The sequence below is a fragment of the Actinoalloteichus hoggarensis genome (assembly GCF_002234535.1).
Lineage (GTDB): Bacteria > Actinomycetota > Actinomycetes > Mycobacteriales > Pseudonocardiaceae > Actinoalloteichus_A > Actinoalloteichus_A hoggarensis.
This window is the reverse complement of the sequence record NZ_CP022521.1, coordinates 4,100,475-4,115,577: the sequence shown is the minus strand read 5'-3', so window position 1 is coordinate 4,115,577 and position 15,103 is coordinate 4,100,475. Positions and strand designations below refer to the sequence as shown.

14 protein-coding genes are annotated in these 15,103 nt (G+C 71.6%); 11 read left to right on the top strand and 3 right to left on the bottom strand.

Features of this window, described 5'->3' with window-relative positions; translation table 11 throughout:
• Nucleotides 1-22: 22 nt before the first annotated feature.
• Complete coding sequence (locus tag AHOG_RS29535) at nt 23-541, top strand: SDR family NAD(P)-dependent oxidoreductase (RefSeq protein ID WP_211290436.1); 519 nt, start codon at nt 23-25, stop codon at nt 539-541.
• Nucleotides 538-903, top strand: a complete 366-nt coding sequence (locus tag AHOG_RS29530) for a Rossmann-fold NAD(P)-binding domain-containing protein (protein ID WP_211290435.1) — start codon at nt 538-540, stop codon at nt 901-903. The genes AHOG_RS29535 and AHOG_RS29530 overlap by 4 nt, the downstream gene beginning before the upstream one ends.
• Before the next feature lie 134 nt (nt 904-1,037).
• On the opposite strand, the gene AHOG_RS17610 is transcribed toward AHOG_RS29530, so the two are convergent.
• Nucleotides 1,038-1,634 (bottom strand): TetR/AcrR family transcriptional regulator, encoded by a 597-nt coding sequence (locus AHOG_RS17610; RefSeq protein ID WP_093942339.1) that lies wholly within the window; start codon nt 1,632-1,634, stop codon nt 1,038-1,040.
• Between the two features lie 120 nt (nt 1,635-1,754).
• Here AHOG_RS17610 and AHOG_RS17605 point away from each other — a divergent pair, with 120 nt between their 5' ends.
• The gene (locus AHOG_RS17605; protein WP_093942338.1) at nt 1,755-4,241 is read left to right on the top strand and encodes an MMPL family transporter; all 2,487 of its coding nucleotides are present in this window, start codon (nt 1,755-1,757) and stop codon (nt 4,239-4,241) included.
• Nucleotides 4,242-4,337: 96 nt separating this feature from the next.
• On the opposite strand, the gene AHOG_RS17600 is transcribed toward AHOG_RS17605, so the two are convergent.
• On the bottom strand, nt 4,338-5,783 hold the full coding sequence (locus tag AHOG_RS17600; RefSeq protein WP_157736887.1) for a M1 family metallopeptidase: 1,446 nt from the start codon (nt 5,781-5,783) through the stop codon (nt 4,338-4,340).
• Between the two features lie 113 nt (nt 5,784-5,896).
• On the opposite strand from AHOG_RS17600, the gene AHOG_RS17595 reads away from it, so the two are divergent.
• From AHOG_RS17595 to AHOG_RS17570, 6 genes are all read left to right on the top strand, one after another.
• Nucleotides 5,897-6,571 (top strand): response regulator transcription factor, encoded by a 675-nt coding sequence (locus AHOG_RS17595; protein ID WP_093942336.1) that lies wholly within the window; start codon nt 5,897-5,899, stop codon nt 6,569-6,571.
• Nucleotides 6,568-7,986, top strand: coding sequence for a sensor histidine kinase (locus AHOG_RS17590; RefSeq protein ID WP_093942335.1), 1,419 nt, complete (start codon nt 6,568-6,570; stop codon nt 7,984-7,986). Before AHOG_RS17595 ends, AHOG_RS17590 begins: the two co-directional genes overlap by 4 nt.
• Nucleotides 7,983-8,471, top strand: coding sequence for a hypothetical protein (locus AHOG_RS17585; RefSeq protein WP_245856283.1), 489 nt, complete (start codon nt 7,983-7,985; stop codon nt 8,469-8,471). The genes AHOG_RS17590 and AHOG_RS17585 overlap by 4 nt, the downstream gene beginning before the upstream one ends.
• Nucleotides 8,472-8,945: 474 nt before the next feature.
• Nucleotides 8,946-9,494, top strand: coding sequence for a TetR/AcrR family transcriptional regulator (locus AHOG_RS17580; RefSeq protein WP_093942334.1), 549 nt, complete (start codon nt 8,946-8,948; stop codon nt 9,492-9,494).
• 339 nt (nt 9,495-9,833) lie between these two features.
• The gene (locus AHOG_RS17575; protein ID WP_093944549.1) at nt 9,834-10,688 is read left to right on the top strand and encodes an NmrA family NAD(P)-binding protein; all 855 of its coding nucleotides are present in this window, start codon (nt 9,834-9,836) and stop codon (nt 10,686-10,688) included.
• Nucleotides 10,689-10,725: 37 nt separating this feature from the next.
• The gene (locus AHOG_RS17570) at nt 10,726-11,205 is read left to right on the top strand and encodes a Dabb family protein (protein WP_093942333.1); all 480 of its coding nucleotides are present in this window, start codon (nt 10,726-10,728) and stop codon (nt 11,203-11,205) included.
• Nucleotides 11,206-11,613: 408 nt separating this feature from the next.
• Here AHOG_RS17570 and AHOG_RS17560 read toward each other — a convergent pair whose 3' ends face one another.
• Nucleotides 11,614-12,861, bottom strand: a complete 1,248-nt coding sequence (locus tag AHOG_RS17560; protein ID WP_093942331.1) for an MFS transporter — start codon at nt 12,859-12,861, stop codon at nt 11,614-11,616.
• A 422-nt stretch (nt 12,862-13,283) separates the two neighbouring features.
• Here AHOG_RS17560 and AHOG_RS17555 point away from each other — a divergent pair, with 422 nt between their 5' ends.
• Both AHOG_RS17555 and AHOG_RS17550 read left to right on the top strand, forming a co-directional pair.
• The gene (locus AHOG_RS17555; RefSeq protein ID WP_093942330.1) at nt 13,284-13,931 is read left to right on the top strand and encodes a TetR/AcrR family transcriptional regulator; all 648 of its coding nucleotides are present in this window, start codon (nt 13,284-13,286) and stop codon (nt 13,929-13,931) included.
• Nucleotides 13,928-15,094, top strand: a complete 1,167-nt coding sequence (locus AHOG_RS17550) for an acyltransferase family protein (protein WP_093942329.1) — start codon at nt 13,928-13,930, stop codon at nt 15,092-15,094. Before AHOG_RS17555 ends, AHOG_RS17550 begins: the two co-directional genes overlap by 4 nt.
• Nucleotides 15,095-15,103: the final 9 nt, after the last annotated feature.

Here is a 15,103-nt window from a genome sequence, read left to right as displayed (position 1 = left end):
AGCACAAGCGAAGGGAAGTGCGATGACCAGGACCTGGTTCATTACCGGAACGTCCTCGGGCTTCGGCCTGCTGCTCACTCGGCGACTGCTGGAGCGCGGCGACCGAGTGGCGGCGACGCTGCGCCGTCCCGAGGCGCTCGACGGACTCCGTGCCGAACACGGCGACCGACTGTGGGTGCGCAGGCTCGACGTGACCGACGTCGAGGAGGTGCGTGCCGTCGTGGACGCGGCGTTCGCCGAACTCGGCACCATCGACGTGGTGGTCAACAACGCGGGCTATGCCGTGTTCGCCGCGGTGGAGGAGGCCTCCGACGATCAGATCCGTGAGGTGATCGACACCAATCTGATCGGGTCGATCTCCGTCACGCGGGCCGCGCTGCCGCATCTGCGCGCGCAGCGGAGCGGGCGTTTCCTGCAGATCTCCACGGCGGGCGGGCAGACGGCCTACCCGAACTTCGGCTACTACCATGCGGCGAAGTGGGGCATCGAGGCTTCTGTCAGACGGTCGCGCAGGAGATCGCGCCGTTCGGCATCGGCATGACCATCGTGGAGCCCGGCGCGGCGCCCACCGGCTTCGCCGCCGCGCTCGCCACCGGCCCGATCATGCCCGAATACGACGCCGGACCCGCCGGGAACGTGCGGCGCGCCGTCGCCGACGGCACGTTCCCGCTGCTCAACGATCCCGAGAAGATCGTCGGCGCGATCGTGGACCTCGTCGACGGCGACGCGGTGCCGTTACGGCTGCCGTTGGGGCCGGACACCTACCGGGACGTCCGGGCGTCGTTGGCCGCGCGGCTCGCCGAGCACGACGCGCACCGGGAGACGGCGTTGTCGGTGGTGCGCGCCGAGTTCGCCGACCAGATCGCGGCGCTCGCGTCCGCCGAGGGGCAGCCGGTGCGGTGATGTGACGCGGCGGGTCGCGATCCCGTCGTGCTCGACGCGAGCCGATCTCCCGGGCGCGATGATCACCGCCTCGGCGGGTATCGGCGGCTGGGCGAGCGGGACCGCCGTCGCCGCGACAGGCGGGTTCGCGCCGATCACTCCGACGCGGTCCGCGGGTCGAGCGCGCCGGGCTGCCACCAGGCGCCGATGCCGAGGATGACCCGCCACAGCCAGTCGGCCGCGACGTCGGGCGGCGGCAGCGGGTCGCGGCCGATCCAGGCGGTGATCACCCCGAGCGCGCTGCCCGCGATGCCGGAGGCGACGACGTCGACCGGCAGGTCCGGGTAGGCGGGGGAGCCCTTCGTGCCGACCGCGTCGCGCACGATCAGCTCGACCCGCCTCCGCAGTCGTGCGGTGATCACCGTCGAGCCGTGCTCGCCCAGGACACGCCGGTAGACGGCCGCGTTGGCCGCGATGTGCTCGAGATAGGTGTTGAGCTCCGCGGGCATGGTCGGCGTGCCCGCGGCGATCGGCACCTCCGGGAGCTGCGTGGAGACGTCGTGCAGCGCCTCCTCCAGCGCATCGGCCAGCAGCGTCTCCTTGTCCGCGTAGTGCTGGTAGAAGCTGCTGCGGTTCACCCCGGCGCGTGCCGTGACGTCGCCGATCGTGACCTCGTCGAGCGGTCGCTCACGAGCGAGGTCCAGCAGGGCCTGCTGGAGGCTCGCGCGAGTGCGGACTACGCGGGGGTCCATGGCGGCGATCCTCTCACGTGGTGGAAGACACCTCCGAGATTATCCAACACTCGTCGGATAACCGACAGTCGTTGGATAGAGTGGCGCCGGAAAGGTGTCCGATTCAACGAAAGGCGTCTGGTGGCCAACCTCCTGTACCGGCTGGGGCGGCTCTCCGCGCGACGTGCGTGGGCCGTCATCGCCGCGTGGATACTCGTGCTCGCGGCGGCGGGAGGTGCCTTTCTCGCTCTCGGCGGCTCCCTGGCCTCGAACTTCTCGATCCCCGGCACGGAGACCGAGCGAGTCAACGACCGTCTGACCGAGCAGTTCCCCGAGCTGACCGGCGCCACCGCCACGGTGGTCTTCGCCGCCGACGGCGACGAGTTCGGCTCCGCCGAGCGAGCCGAGATCGAGGGTCTCCTCGACCGGGTCGGCGAGGTCGACGGAGTGACGGCCGTGACCAGTCCCTTCGAGACCGAGGCGCAACGCGCCGAAGCCGAGGAGCAGGTCACGGGCGGCAGAGAGCTGATCGACGGCGCGCGCGCCGAACTCGACGCCGCCGCCGAAGAGCTGACGAACGGCCAGACGCAGCTCGACGCCGCGATCGCCCAGGCGCAGGACGCGGGCGTCTACGAGCAGGCCGCCCCGGAGTTCGAGGCCCAGCAGGCACAGCTGGACGCGGGCCGGGAGCAGCTGGACGCCGGACTCGCCGAGATCGAGGCGCAGGAGGCGGAACTCGAACACGGCAGCGCGCTCGTGGAGTTCGCCTCCTCGATCGGCACGGTCTCGGAGGACGGCCGGACCGCCATCGCCACCATCGCCTTCGAGGAGACGTTGTTCGAGCTGCCCGACAGCGTCAAGGCCGCGGTGGCCGACGTCCTGGAGGCGGGTGACATCGCGGGCGTCGACATCGACTGGTCGGCCACCATCACCGCCTCCGTCGAGGGCATCCTCGGCCCGGGCGAGATCATCGGCGTCGTCGTGGCGGGCCTGGTCCTGCTGATCATGATGCGTGCCCTCCTCCCGGCGATGACCCCGCTGGTCAGCTCGCTCGTCGGCGTCGGCGTGGGCGTCGCCGCCTCCCTCTCCTTCTCCGGCCTCGTGCCGATGGCCTCCATCACCCCGGTGCTCGGTGTGATGCTGGGTCTGGCGGTCGGCATCGACTACGCGCTGTTCATCCTCAACCGCCACCGCAAGCAGCTGCTGGCGGGCATGGACGTGGACGAGTCGATCGGCCTGGCCAACGGCACCGCGGGCAACGCGGTCGTGTTCGCGGGCAGCACCGTGATCGTCGCGCTCGTCGCCCTCGGCGTCACCGGGATCCCCTTCCTCACCACGATGGGCGTCGTCGGCGCGGCCTGTGTCCTGATCGCCGTCCTCGTCTCGATCACCCTCACTCCCGCGCTGCTCGGCCTGCTCGGCACCCGCGCGCTCGGCCGCAGGGCCCGCGCGACGATCGGGGCCGACGAGCACGCCGCGACCCAGGCCACGCCCATGCGCACCGGCCGCGCCCTCGGGGCCGTCGCCGTGGCCGTCATCGGTCTGCTCGTCCTCGCGATCCCCGCGCTCTCGATGCGTCTCGGCCTGCCGGAAGGCTCCTCCGAAGCGCCGGACACCACGCAGTACCAGGCGTTCAAGGCCGTCGAGTCGGAGTTCGGTCCCGGCATGAACGGTCCGCTGCTGGTGGTCGCCGAGACCTCGGAAGCGGTGGACGACACCGAGGTGACCGCGACGCAGGCGGGCATCGCCGCGGAGCTGATGGAACAGGACGACGTCTCCGCCGTGGCGCCCATCGTCGTCTCCGACGAGCGGAACGTCTTCCTCTTCCAGGTGGTGCCCGTGGAGGGCCCGTCCAGCGTCTCCACCGAGGACCTCGTCCGTGACCTCCGATCGCTGACACCCCTCGCGGGCGACGTGAGCCTGGGAGTGGCGGGTCAGGCCTCCGGCAACATCGACGTCTCCGAGATGCTCGCGGAGGCGCTGCCCATCTACCTGGTCGTCGTCGTCGGCCTGTCGCTGGTGATCATGGTGCTGGTGTTCCGCTCACTGCTGGTGCCGCTGATCGCCACCGCGGGCTACGTCCTGTCGCTGTTCGCCGCGCTGGGCGCGGTCACGGCCATCTACCAGTGGGGCTGGCTGTCGGACCTCTTCGACGTCCACGAACCGGGCCCGGTGCTGAGCTTCGGCCCGATCATCATCATGGGCGTCCTGTTCGGCCTGGCCATGGACTACCAGCTCTTCCTGGTGTCGGGCATGCGCGAGGCACACGTCCACGGCATGCCCGCGAGGGCCGCGGTGGTCCAGGGACTCCGACAGGGCCGGGCGGTGGTCACGGCGGCGGCGATCATCATGATCTCGGTGTTCGGCGGCTTCGTCTTCAGCCACCTCGGCATGGTCCGTCCCCTCGGCTTCGGCCTGGCGATCGGCGTGCTCTTCGACGCCTTCGTGGTCCGGATGGTCCTGGTACCCGCGCTGATGCACCTCCTCGGCGAGAAGGCCTGGTGGCTGCCGAGGTGGCTCGACCGGATCATGCCCGACGTCGACGTCGAGGGCGCCTCGCTGGAGCGGGCGCACCCGGTGAGCGGGGCCGCGTCGACCAGGCAGGTCGAGGAGCCGTCGAGGTCCTGAGGTACCGACCGGCTGTGCTCGCCCGGAGTCGGGACCGGGCGAGCACAGCCGCGATGAGCACGGCCCCGCGGCGCGACGGCGAGCGGAGCGCCCCGGTCATCGGAACGCGACGCCCCGCCCGAGATGCTCCTCCGAGGGCACCGTCGAGCCCCGGAACCAGTCGTCGAAGAACGCGGTGAGATCGCGGCCCGCGACCTCCTCGACGAACGCCTCGAACCGCGGCCACTCGACGTGGTCGCCGCGATGCTCCCGAGGCCACCGTCGGAGCACGGCGAAGAACGCCTCGTCGCCGATCTGACGCCGCAGGGCGTGCACGGCCGACGGCCCCTTCTGATAGACGTTCATCCCCGCGCCGACGCCGGGGCGGTACAACGGTGCCCAGAACGCGTCGTCGTCCCGGTTCGCCTCGATGTGGTCCCGGTGCCGGGCGTCGAGGTCTGCCCCGTCCTTCGCCTCGTCCCACAGCCAGGTCGTGTAGACGGCGAGACACTCCGACAGGCACAGGTCCGCCGACGTCCGGTGCGCCGTCGAGACCCCGTACCACTGGTGGGCCTGCTCATGGACGACGGCTTCGAGGTTCATGAACCGCTCGTTGCCCGCGCCGAGATACACGGGTCGGGTCTGCGGCGCGGTCGCGGGCCCGTCGTCGTTCACGTGGACGAACACGTTGCCCGCGGCGTCGAAGGGGTAGGGGCCGAACAGCTCGGCGAGGAAGTCGAGGATCTCCGGCAGCCGCGCCGCCAGCGGCCTGGTCGCCGCCTCGAGGCCAGGCGCGTAGGCGGTGACCACGGGCGTCCCGTCGGCCAGCTCCGTGCGGTCGATCGTCAGGCGGTCGACGGTCACGGCGAGATGCGCGGGATCGACGGCGGGTTCGGACCAGTGGAACGTGGTCGTGTCGGGCCCCTCCCGCACCGGGCCCTCCCGCCCGACCGACACGACGCTCCAGCCGGTGGGAACGGTGGCGGTCAACCGGAAGGACGCCTTGTCGAAGGCCTCCTCGACGGCCGGGAACCAGGCGCTGGATCTGCCCATGAAGGCGGTGGCGCCGCCCGAGACGGTCGGCAGCCAGCCCGCGCCGGGCGTTCCGTCGTACTCGACCCGGACCTGGAAGCGATCTCCGGCCTCGATCGACGTGGCGGGTACGACGACCAGGTCCGCCGAGTCGGTCTGCGTGAAGGACGCTACTCGGGAGTCGACCGTGACCGACCGCACGGTCAGGCCGCTCAGGTCGAGCGCCACGCGCCCCAGCGCCTCGTCCGCCGTCGCGCTGATCGTCGTGACGCCTTCCAACGTCGCGGAGTCCGGGTGATAGCTCATCGTCACGTCGTACTCGGCGACGTCGAACGCCCTGTCGGCGGCCGAGACCGCCCCGCCCGGCGCGTCGACGAACGGGGAGCCCGCGACGGCGTCGCCCGCGCCCGCCGCCACGACCACCCCGGCCGACATGGCCGCCGCCACGAGTCGCCCGCCCCGCCGTCGACGCGCCCGGCCGGACCGCCGTTGAGCGACGTCGACTCCTTCGCTGCTCTGCTCACGTCTCATGGTCGACATCGTCGAGCGTCGGCGTCCCGTCGGCGTCCGGACTCTGTCGCAGGACTGTCGCAACCCTTCCCGGCCGCAGGCACGCGGCCGAACGCGGTGTCGATACTGCGGGGGTGCCTGCCCTCCTGCTCATCGAAGACGATCCCCTCGTCCGACGCGGCCTGGAACTGGCCCTGCGCCGACACGGCCACGACGTCGACACCGCGAGCACCGGCGAGGACGGGCTGCGGCGGCTGCACGCCCGGCCGCCGGATCTCGTGCTGCTGGATCTCATGCTGCCGGGAGTCGACGGGTTCGAGGTGTGCCGCCGGGTTCGCGCGGCCGGGGAGATCCCGGTCGTCATGCTCACCGCGCGGGGGGACGACGCCGACGTCGTCGTCGGTCTGGCGGCCGGAGCGGACGACTACGTGGTCAAGCCGGCGCGGCCGGCCGTGCTCGACGCGCGGATTCGGGCCGTGCTGCGCCGGGCGCCCGGCCCGCCCGACGGCGTGCGGGTGCACGGCGATCTGCGCATCGACACCACGGCGCTGACGGTGACGTCGCACGGCAGGCCGATCGCGTTGACCCCGACCGAGTTACGGCTGCTGCTGACCCTGTCGCGGGCGCCAGGGCGGGTGTTCGGCAGGCAGCGGCTGTTGGAGGAGGTGTGGGAGCACGACTATCTCGGCGACTCCCGCCTCGTCGACAACTGCGTACAGCGGCTGCGAGCCAAGATCGAGGACAGCCCGGCCTCCCCGCTGTACGTCCAGACCGTCCGAGGATTCGGCTATCGATTCGGACCGGTGTGATCCGGCGACTCGGACCGCGTGGTCTGCGGGCTCGTCTGGTGCTCGCCTTCGTACTGGTGACGGTGCTCGGAGCCGCGGCGGCGTCCTGGTCGAGCGCCGGATCGGCGAGCGCCGCGCTCCTCGACTCCACGGAACGGCGGCTCGTCGAGACCGTCACGAACCGGATCGAGGAGATCGCACCGCAGATCGGCTACCCCCCGGATCGGGAGGAGCTGGACCGGCTGCGCCTCGGCGTCGGCGCCGACGCCGTCGTCACCTATGCGGAGCTGACCGCCGCGAACGGCACCCGGCTCGGGTTGATCGACGACGCCTTCCGGGCCGCCGTGGGCGGTGGGAACCGCCTCGTCACCCGGCGGGTCGTCGTCGACGGCCGTCCGTGGCTGCTCATCGGAACTCCCGTCCTGACCACCGCGCCCGACGGCGGCCGCACGCCTTCCGGCGTCGAGGTCTACGCCGTGCACGATCTCGCCGACGTCCAGGAGCGGATCGACGGCCTGGCCTGGTCGGCCGTCGGCACGGCCGCGTGGGCGCTGCCGCCCGCGGTCCTGCTGGCGCTGCTGGCCTCGGCAGGCGTGCTGCGTCCGGTGCGTGAACTCCGCGACACCGCCGAGCGGCTGGCGGCCGGGGACCTCGGCGCCCGGTCGCCGCCGCAGGGCGCCGACGAGCTGGCCGAGCTGACCATGACGATCAACGCCATGGCCGCGGCGGTGGAGACGTCCATGACGGCGATGCGACGGATGCAGGCCGACGCACGGCGGTTCGCAGCCGACGTGTCGCATGAGCTGCGCACCCCGCTCAGCACGCTCACGGCGGTGCTGGAGGTGTTGGCCGCCTCGGCCGACGGGATGGAGGACGACGCCAGGGAGTCCACTCGGCTCGCGATCGCCGAGACCCGTCGCCTCGTTCGGCTCGTGGAGGACCTGATCGAGGTGTCCCGCTTCGACGCCGGCACCGCCGTGCTGCGCCGGGAGACGGTCGACGTCGTCGGTGTGGTGCGTGACTGCCTGCGGGCCCGCGGCAGGCTGGAGCAGGTGGAGCTGGTGGCACCGCCGAGCATGGAGCTGGCCTTGGACCCGCGTCGGCTGGACGTGATCGTGGCGAACCTCGTGGGCAACGCGATGCAGCACGGGGCGCCGCCGGTGCGCGTCGGGGTCGAGGCCCGCGACGACGAGCTGTGGATCGAGGTGGCCGACCACGGCCCCGGACTGGACCCGGAGGTGCTACCTCACGTGTTCGACCGCTTCTACAAGGCCGACACCGCTCGCGGCCGCGCCGAGGGCAGCGGCCTCGGACTGGCGATCGCGCGGGAGAACGCCCGGCTGCACGGCGGCGACGTCGTCGCGTCGGACGGCGACGGTCTCGGCGTCGGGGCTCGTTTCGTGCTGCGGATGCCCGCTCGGCGGGAGGACCCGTGATCCGGTTCGGCACTGCGGTGGTCGTCGCGATCCTGCTGTCGACGGGCTGCGGGGTGTCGCCCTCGGAGGTGACCGACGGGGGAGACGCGCCCACGGGTCTGGCGCCGGGGGTGACGCTGTACTTCGTCGACTCGAACGGCGCGCTCGCGCCCCGCCTGCGCGAGACCGGCAGGCTCGGCACGATCTCCGAGGCCGTGTCCCTGTTGTTGGACGGCCCCGGTGACTTCGATCTCGACACGGAGATCGCCGCCACCGAGGTGACCAGGGTCCGGGTCGACACCGAACCGGAGCTGATCCGGTTGATGGTGCCCCTGGCCGACTACGAGGTGACGTCGTCGGGCATCGACCAGATCGTGTGCACGGCGGTGGGCGCCCACGTACAGGCGGGCGGGTCGCCGCGGACCCGGGTGCAGGTGCGGTTCACCCAGCACACCCCTGAGTCGGACGTACGGCGGACCTGCCCGCTCCTCGCGGAGCCCTCGTGAGGCGGCGCGGCGCGCCTGGGACGTGCCGAGGCCGGTCTCTTCGGCCGGGCGCCGGCGTGCGGCGGGGCGGGTAGGGACCGGGGCTCCGGCTCCGCCCGCGTGCGACGGCGTACCCGCCGGTCGGACGCCAGGGCAGTGCGCGCGGTATTCCGGGGCATCCACGGGAGGAACGACGGTGTCCGCCGCGTCCCGCTCCGGGCGGGGCCCGTCGCGCCGCACGTGATCCTGGGCCGGAGCGCGGAACGTGAGGGAGGACACGCGGCCGTCCTCGAACGTGGACGTGGACCGGGTAGAATCCGACGAATGCCCAGTTCGGAACCGTCGTCCTCGACATCGGCGGCGGCAGGGGATGCCGTCCTGCCGTCGCCCGGCGGGAACGGGCCGGGATGCCGTGCGGCCTGCTCGGCGCCGTGTCGGCCGTCGGGACGCGTGCGGATTTGACGCCGCGATAGTAGTGAGTGTTAACTATCAACCATGGCGGGCGCGCGCAGGCCGAGGGTCAGCATCGAGCGGCGTCGCGAGCAGATCCTCGCGGCGGCGTTGCAGGAGTTCAGTCGCAAGGGGCTGCACGGCGGCTCGACCGTCACCATCGCCAAGGACGTCGAGATCTCCCACCCCAACCTGTTCCGGGTCTTCTCCACCAAGAAGGAACTCTTCATCTCGGTGCTGGAACAGACCTTCGCCACGATCGAGCGCGTGATGCTCGTCCCCGGCGAGAAGGAGGCGGTCGCCCCGTTGCAGACGATGGCGGACGCCTGGGGTGATCTGATGGAGAACCGGGCGCTGATGCTCATCCTGTTGCAGGGATACGCGGCGTCGGACGACCCGGAGATCCGGGACGTCATGCAGGGGTGGACGCAGGACGTCTTCGAGCGGATGGAGGCGCTGCCGAAGGTGGGAACCGACACGGCGCACTCCTTCCTCGCCGAGGGATTCCTGTACATGGTCTCCGCCTCGATGGACCTGTCGGTCCGCGCCGAGCACGATCCCTGGGCCGAGCGTTTCCTGGACTCCGGAGCCTGATCTCGTCGGCAGGCGGTCGGCGGACGACGTTCTCTCATGGGTAGTGAGCACTCACTACTTGTGATCCGTGATCACGCGGCCGTCGGATGGACGGTCCGTCCGTGTCGGGAGCGGTCGATCAGGACGGCGATCGTCTCCCGTGGGGGGGGGGGAGCCGTACCGATCGTCACGATCCCGGCGCGCACGCTCGCCGACCGAGGAGTACGGGAGGAGGACGCACAGCCCCCGAGGACCGCACGCCCCGCCGCCGACTCGCTCGACGCACGTCCCGCCGCGGCCCGCGCCGCACTGGACGACCTCCGCACCGGCCGACACGACAACCAGGAGAGGAACTCGACGATGAACCCGCCGACCGTGCTCGTGACCGGTGCGACCGGAACCGTGGGATCCGCCCTGATCCCCGCGCTCCAGGCACACGGCGTCACCGTCCGTGCCATGATCCGCGACCCGGCAAGACCCGTCCCCGGCGTCGAGAACGTCGTCGCCGACCTGGCGGACGCGGCCGCGGTCGCCGCCGCACTGGACGGTGTCGACGCCGCCTTCCTCAACGGCCCGTCGACGCCGGACGCCGCCGCGCTCCAGATCGGATTCGCCGATCTCGCCCATGCCGAGGGCCTGCCTCGTCTCGTGCTGCTCTCGCAGTACGCGGCGAACCCGGACTCGGCGGTGCGATTCCTGCGGTGGCATGCCGAGGTCGAGGCACACGTGCGCGGCCTCGGCCTTGATCACACCGTCCTGCGCCCCAACCTGTACCTGCAGTCGCTGCGCGCCTTCGCCGGCACCATCGCGCAGGGCTGGTTCGGCGCGCCCGTCGGCGGCGCGGCCGTCAGCGTCGTCGACGCCAGGGACGTCGCGGACGCGGCCGCCGTGGTGCTGACCGGTGCGGGACACACCGGCGCCGTCTACACCCTGACCGGGCCGCGCGCCGTGACCCACGCCGAGATCGCGGCGGCGCTCTCCTCGGCCGCCGGCCGGGACATCGCCTTCCACGACACGAGTGCCGCGGAGTTCTCCGCCGCGCTGGCCGGACTGCTGCCGCCCTGGCAGCTCGACGGGCTCGTCGAGGACTACGCCCACTACGCGAGGGGCGAGGCGGCCACCGTGTACACGTCCGTCGCCGACCTCACCGGCAGGCCTGCCCGCGACGTCGCCGACTTCGCCCGCGATCACGCCGCCTTGTTCACCCGTTCATGAATCGACCAGCCGAACCACTATCCGAAAGGGGGATTCGATGATCTACCACGGTATTCGTTTCACCATCAGGCCCGACGTCTCGCGAACGGAGGCCGAGGCCGTGCTGGAGCGCATGCTGGAGGGGTGCCGCCGGATGGTGCCGAGCCGCACCGGAGTACTCGGCCGAGACTTCGGCGGCGAGTACGAATACGGTGCGGTCGCGGTGTTCGAGGACCTGGAGAGCTACGAGCGGATGTTGAACGATCCGGCGTACCTCGAGGTTGATCTCATCGGGCTTCCGCTGGTCGACAAGTTCACGTCCTTCGACATCACCGACGATCCCGACCCGGAGTTCGGCGCCAAGCTCGCCGAGATCCACCGACGCCGATGGGACAAGCTGCCCGATCTGACCAGGCTCGTCGCCAATCTCGACGAGTACACCGACAGCGCCGCGGCGGGACCGGTGCGTGAGCCGACCGCCTTCGGCGGTCAGCCTGCGGCTGCCCGGTCCGGCTCGTCGCCGTCGGCCGCGGGATGACGCCGAGTCGGGGGAGGAGCACCGCGCCGGCCGTCGTCGGGCGCAGCGTCGATCGTCGTGTCGTGGATCTCGGCGGGGCCGTGGAGCCGCGCTCCTTTCGAGACCGACGTCTGTTCGACGGCTCCTCACGTGCGTGCTTCGACGGGCCGAGGATGAACGGGCCGATCTCGGCGATCGACCGCATCGACTCCGGCCGACGGTGCGTCGCCGGTGCGCCGCCGCGCGGGCGAAGGGGTGCGACGGACTTGGTGAGCGGATGTGTCCGCGGTCCCGGGAGGCCGAAGGCGCCTCCGACCGCGTCGATCGCTTCCTGTCGCCGGCCTGCGCGGTCCGGCCGTGTCGACGACAGGGGCGATGCCGTCTGCGGCGCGTAGCCGGCGCGACCGACTCTCGGGCCGGCATGCCGAGTCACGTCGGCATGCGGAGCCGGCGGACCCGGGAGAGCCAGAGGACGAGCGCCGCGAGGGCCACGGGAACGATCGCCCAGAGCTGAGTCGCGCGGACTCCGACGGACTCGGCGAGCACACCACCGAGGATCGCGCCCACGGGCGTGCCGCCGAGAGCGATCATGCGTGACGAGGTGTTGACCCGGCCCTGTAACTCCTCCGGGGTGAGCTGCTGTCGCAGGGTGACTCCGTTGACCACCGCCAGCGTATTGGTGCAGTACCAGACCGCCCAGCAGCCCAGCGACAGCAGCCAGTGTCCCGCCAGGGCGACGCCGAGGAGCGCGGGAACGTACAGGCTGAACGCCGCGGCCGACAACCGGCCGGCGCCCAGGAGCCTCGTCGACCACGGCAGCAGGACCGTCGCAGCCAGTGCCCCGACCGCTCCGGCCGCGAAGAACAGGCCGACCCGCCAGTCGTCGGCGGCGATGCCGAGGTTCCGATCGAGGTGTACCACGAGGATCCCGATGACGGCGCCGCTCGACAACGTGAGCCCCACGGAGGCCAGGGTGACGAGCCGGATCTCCACCGTGCGCCAGAGAAAGGCCAGACCGTCGCGGATCGTCTGCCCGAGGGGCGGCGTCGCGCGCGAGACGGGGTCGAGGTTCGTCCGGATCCGCAGGATCAGGATCGCCGAGACCGCGTAGGTCACGCCGCTGACGGCAGGCATCACGCCGGGGTGAGCGGCACTGCTCACCACCCCCGCCACGGCGGGCATCGCGATCCCGGCCGTGATGCCGAAGGACCAGATGACGGAGTTGGCGCGCACCAGACGGTCCCGGCCGACGACGCTGACCAGGGTTCCCCACGCCGCGGCGTCGAACCAGACGAACGCCGTCCACGCCACGAACGCCACGACGAGGACGTGGACCGTGCTGAGCGACCCCGTCAGAGCGGCGACGGGCACGGAGACGACGGCCGCGGCCGCCACCAGATCCGAGAGGACCATGAGTCCGCGGCGGTTCACCCGGTCGGCGAGCGCGCCCGCGAACAGCCCGAAGAGGAGATACGGCAGTGTCAGCAGCGCCGAGGCGGCTCCGGTGAGCGCCGCGGACCCGCTCTGCCGATAGACGAGGACCGGTATGACGACGGCGAGCGCCTCGGTGCCCGCCGACGAGATCGTCCTGCTGCCGACCCAGAGCCGGAAGTCGCGCGACCACCGCGATCGCTCCGGTTCGGGCGACGCCGGTTCCGCCGTGCTCCCGTTGCCCATCCGCGACCCCGATCGGTGCCGTGTGACGCCTGGAATGGAGACGGATGCCGTGGGCGGTCGCGGTGCGGGCGGGTCCGGCGTCGGCGGGGGATCGCGGTCTCGTGCCCCCGCGGCCTGCCGTGCTCGGCCGTCCGCTCGCGGCGTCCGGCCCAGGGTATCGGACGCGGGCGATCGGCCTTCGACGCGGGAACGCCTAGGTCATCGCCGTCATCGGCGTCGCCGCGGTCGATTCCCGCGATCACGGATCGGTACGCAGGCGGTCCTCGGTGGCGCGATCGTGCGCCCCGGTCGGTAGCCGCCGACATCCGCCTGCGCCGACACCGACGCGGTCTTCCCAGGTCGGAGCGGAGAACCGAGAGCGCGACCCGCCGGTGGGCGGCCCGGAGTCGCCCAGATCTGGCCGCTCGTGCTAACTTCTGGCCATGCGGTCAGATAATGAGCCAGACGGCCAGAAGCGCCGTTCCGTGATCGAGGACGTCCGGCGTGCCCAGATCATCGAGAGCGCGATCGAGACCTTCGCGGAGGTCGGCTACAGCGGGACCTCGCTGGCGCGCATCGCCGAGCGCGCGGGCATCAGCAAAGGAGTGATCTCCTACCACTTCGCAGGCAAGGACGAGCTGATGGAACAGCTCGTCGATCAGGTCTACCGCGAGATCACCGGCTTCGTCGCGCCGAGGGTCGAGCGGGAGTCCACGGCGGCGGGCAGGCTCCGTGCCCGCCTCCGCTCGGTCGCCGAGTACGTGCAGGGCCATCGCTCCCAGCTGCTCGCCCTGGCCGAGGTCTTCAACAACCTTCGCGACGCCAACGACCAGCTGCGCTACGGGGAGACCTTCAACGAGCCGATCTACCAGAGTCAGGAGGCGATGCTCCGGGCCGGCCAGGACTCGGGCGAACTGCGCGACTTCGACGCCAGGGTGATGGCCGTCACCGTGCAGGCGGCGATCGACGCCATGATCGCCTACTGGGGCGCCTATCCCGAGCACGACATCGCGGCACACGCCGAACAACTGGCCGACCTGTTCGAGAACGGCATCCGCGCGCACCACGCCGGGCAGGAGACCGACCGATGACCTACACCGCCCCCTCGCAGCCCACCCCGATCGCCACCCGCCCGCGACTGGCCTACCTCGACAACCTGCGCGTCGCGCTGACCGTGCTGGTGGTGGTGCACCACGCCGCGGCGGGCTACAGCGGCATCCCGGGCGTCTGGTACCACACCGAACCCGCGACCGACGGCTCCGCCGGCTTCCTCGCGGGCCTGGTCATGGTGAACCAGGGGTTCTTCATGGGCGCCTTCTTCCTCATCGCGGGAGTCTTCGTTCCCGGGTCCTACGACCGCAAGGGCGGCCGACGCTTCATCATCGACCGACTCATCCGCCTGGGCATCCCGCTGCTCGTCTTCGTCGTGGCGATACGGCCGCTGGTCAACTACGGCTACTACGTGTCCGCGAGGGAGGCCGTGCTCGCGCAGGAGGGCGTCGAACTGCCCTACTGGCTGTTCTACCTGTTCTCCTGGGACCCGGGGCCGATGTGGTTCGTCGAGCTGCTGCTGCTGTTCAGCCTCTGTTATGTCCTGGTGCGGCGGCTGCGGCGGGGCCGTCGCCCGGCCGCCGAGCCGCGGCGTGAGGGTCGCGCGCCCGGTGCCCTGCTCGTCATCGGTCTTGCCGTCGCCGTCGCCGTGGCGACCTACCTGTGGCGCATCGTGGTGCCGGTCGGCACCACCGTCCCGATCCTCGGGCTGCCCACCGTGGCCTACCTGCCGCAGTACGCCGCGCTGTTCGTCGTCGGCGTGCTCGCCGCCCGAAACGGCTGGCTGCCGAGCCTGTCGGCGACGGCAGGTCGGATCGGCTTCGCCGTCGCGGTCGTGGCCGCGGCCGGTGTCGTCCTCGTCTTCCGTTCCACCGGCGACGCCTTCCACGGTCTGGGCAGCCCGGAGTCCTTACTGATGGCGGTGTGCGAGTCCGCACTCGCCGTCGGGATGACGCTCGGACTGCTGGTGCTGTTCCGGAACCGTTTCGACCGGCAGACCCGGACGGGCGGGTTCCTGTCGGAACGGGCCTACACCGTCTACTTCACCCATGCGCTCGTCCTGGTCGGCCTGGGCGTCGCCCTCAGCGGCCTCGCCGCTCCCGCCGTCGTGAAGTTCCTGCTGCTCGCCGTCACGGGCGTGCCGCTGTGCTGGCTGGCGGCCCACCTCGTCCTGGCGCTGCCGGGCGCCAGGAAGGTGCTCTAGGCGAGGCCT

Coding starts and splice junctions, on each gene's coding strand:
- AHOG_RS17610 (WP_093942339.1), bottom strand. CDS start 1,634: ATGGACCCCCGCGTAGTCCGCACTCGCGCGAGCCTCCAGCAGGCCCTG.
- AHOG_RS17600 (WP_157736887.1), bottom strand. CDS start 5,783: ATGAGACGTGAGCAGAGCAGCGAAGGAGTCGACGTCGCTCAACGGCGG.
- AHOG_RS17570 (WP_093942333.1), top strand. CDS start 10,726: ATGATCTACCACGGTATTCGTTTCACCATCAGGCCCGACGTCTCGCGA.
- AHOG_RS17550 (WP_093942329.1), top strand. CDS start 13,928: ATGACCTACACCGCCCCCTCGCAGCCCACCCCGATCGCCACCCGCCCG.
- AHOG_RS17555 (WP_093942330.1), top strand. CDS start 13,284: ATGCGGTCAGATAATGAGCCAGACGGCCAGAAGCGCCGTTCCGTGATC.
- AHOG_RS17560 (WP_093942331.1), bottom strand. CDS start 12,861: ATGGGCAACGGGAGCACGGCGGAACCGGCGTCGCCCGAACCGGAGCGA.
- AHOG_RS17580 (WP_093942334.1), top strand. CDS start 8,946: ATGGCGGGCGCGCGCAGGCCGAGGGTCAGCATCGAGCGGCGTCGCGAG.
- AHOG_RS29535 (WP_211290436.1), top strand. CDS start 23: ATGACCAGGACCTGGTTCATTACCGGAACGTCCTCGGGCTTCGGCCTG.
- AHOG_RS29530 (WP_211290435.1), top strand. CDS start 538: ATGACCATCGTGGAGCCCGGCGCGGCGCCCACCGGCTTCGCCGCCGCG.
- AHOG_RS17575 (WP_093944549.1), top strand. CDS start 9,834: ATGAACCCGCCGACCGTGCTCGTGACCGGTGCGACCGGAACCGTGGGA.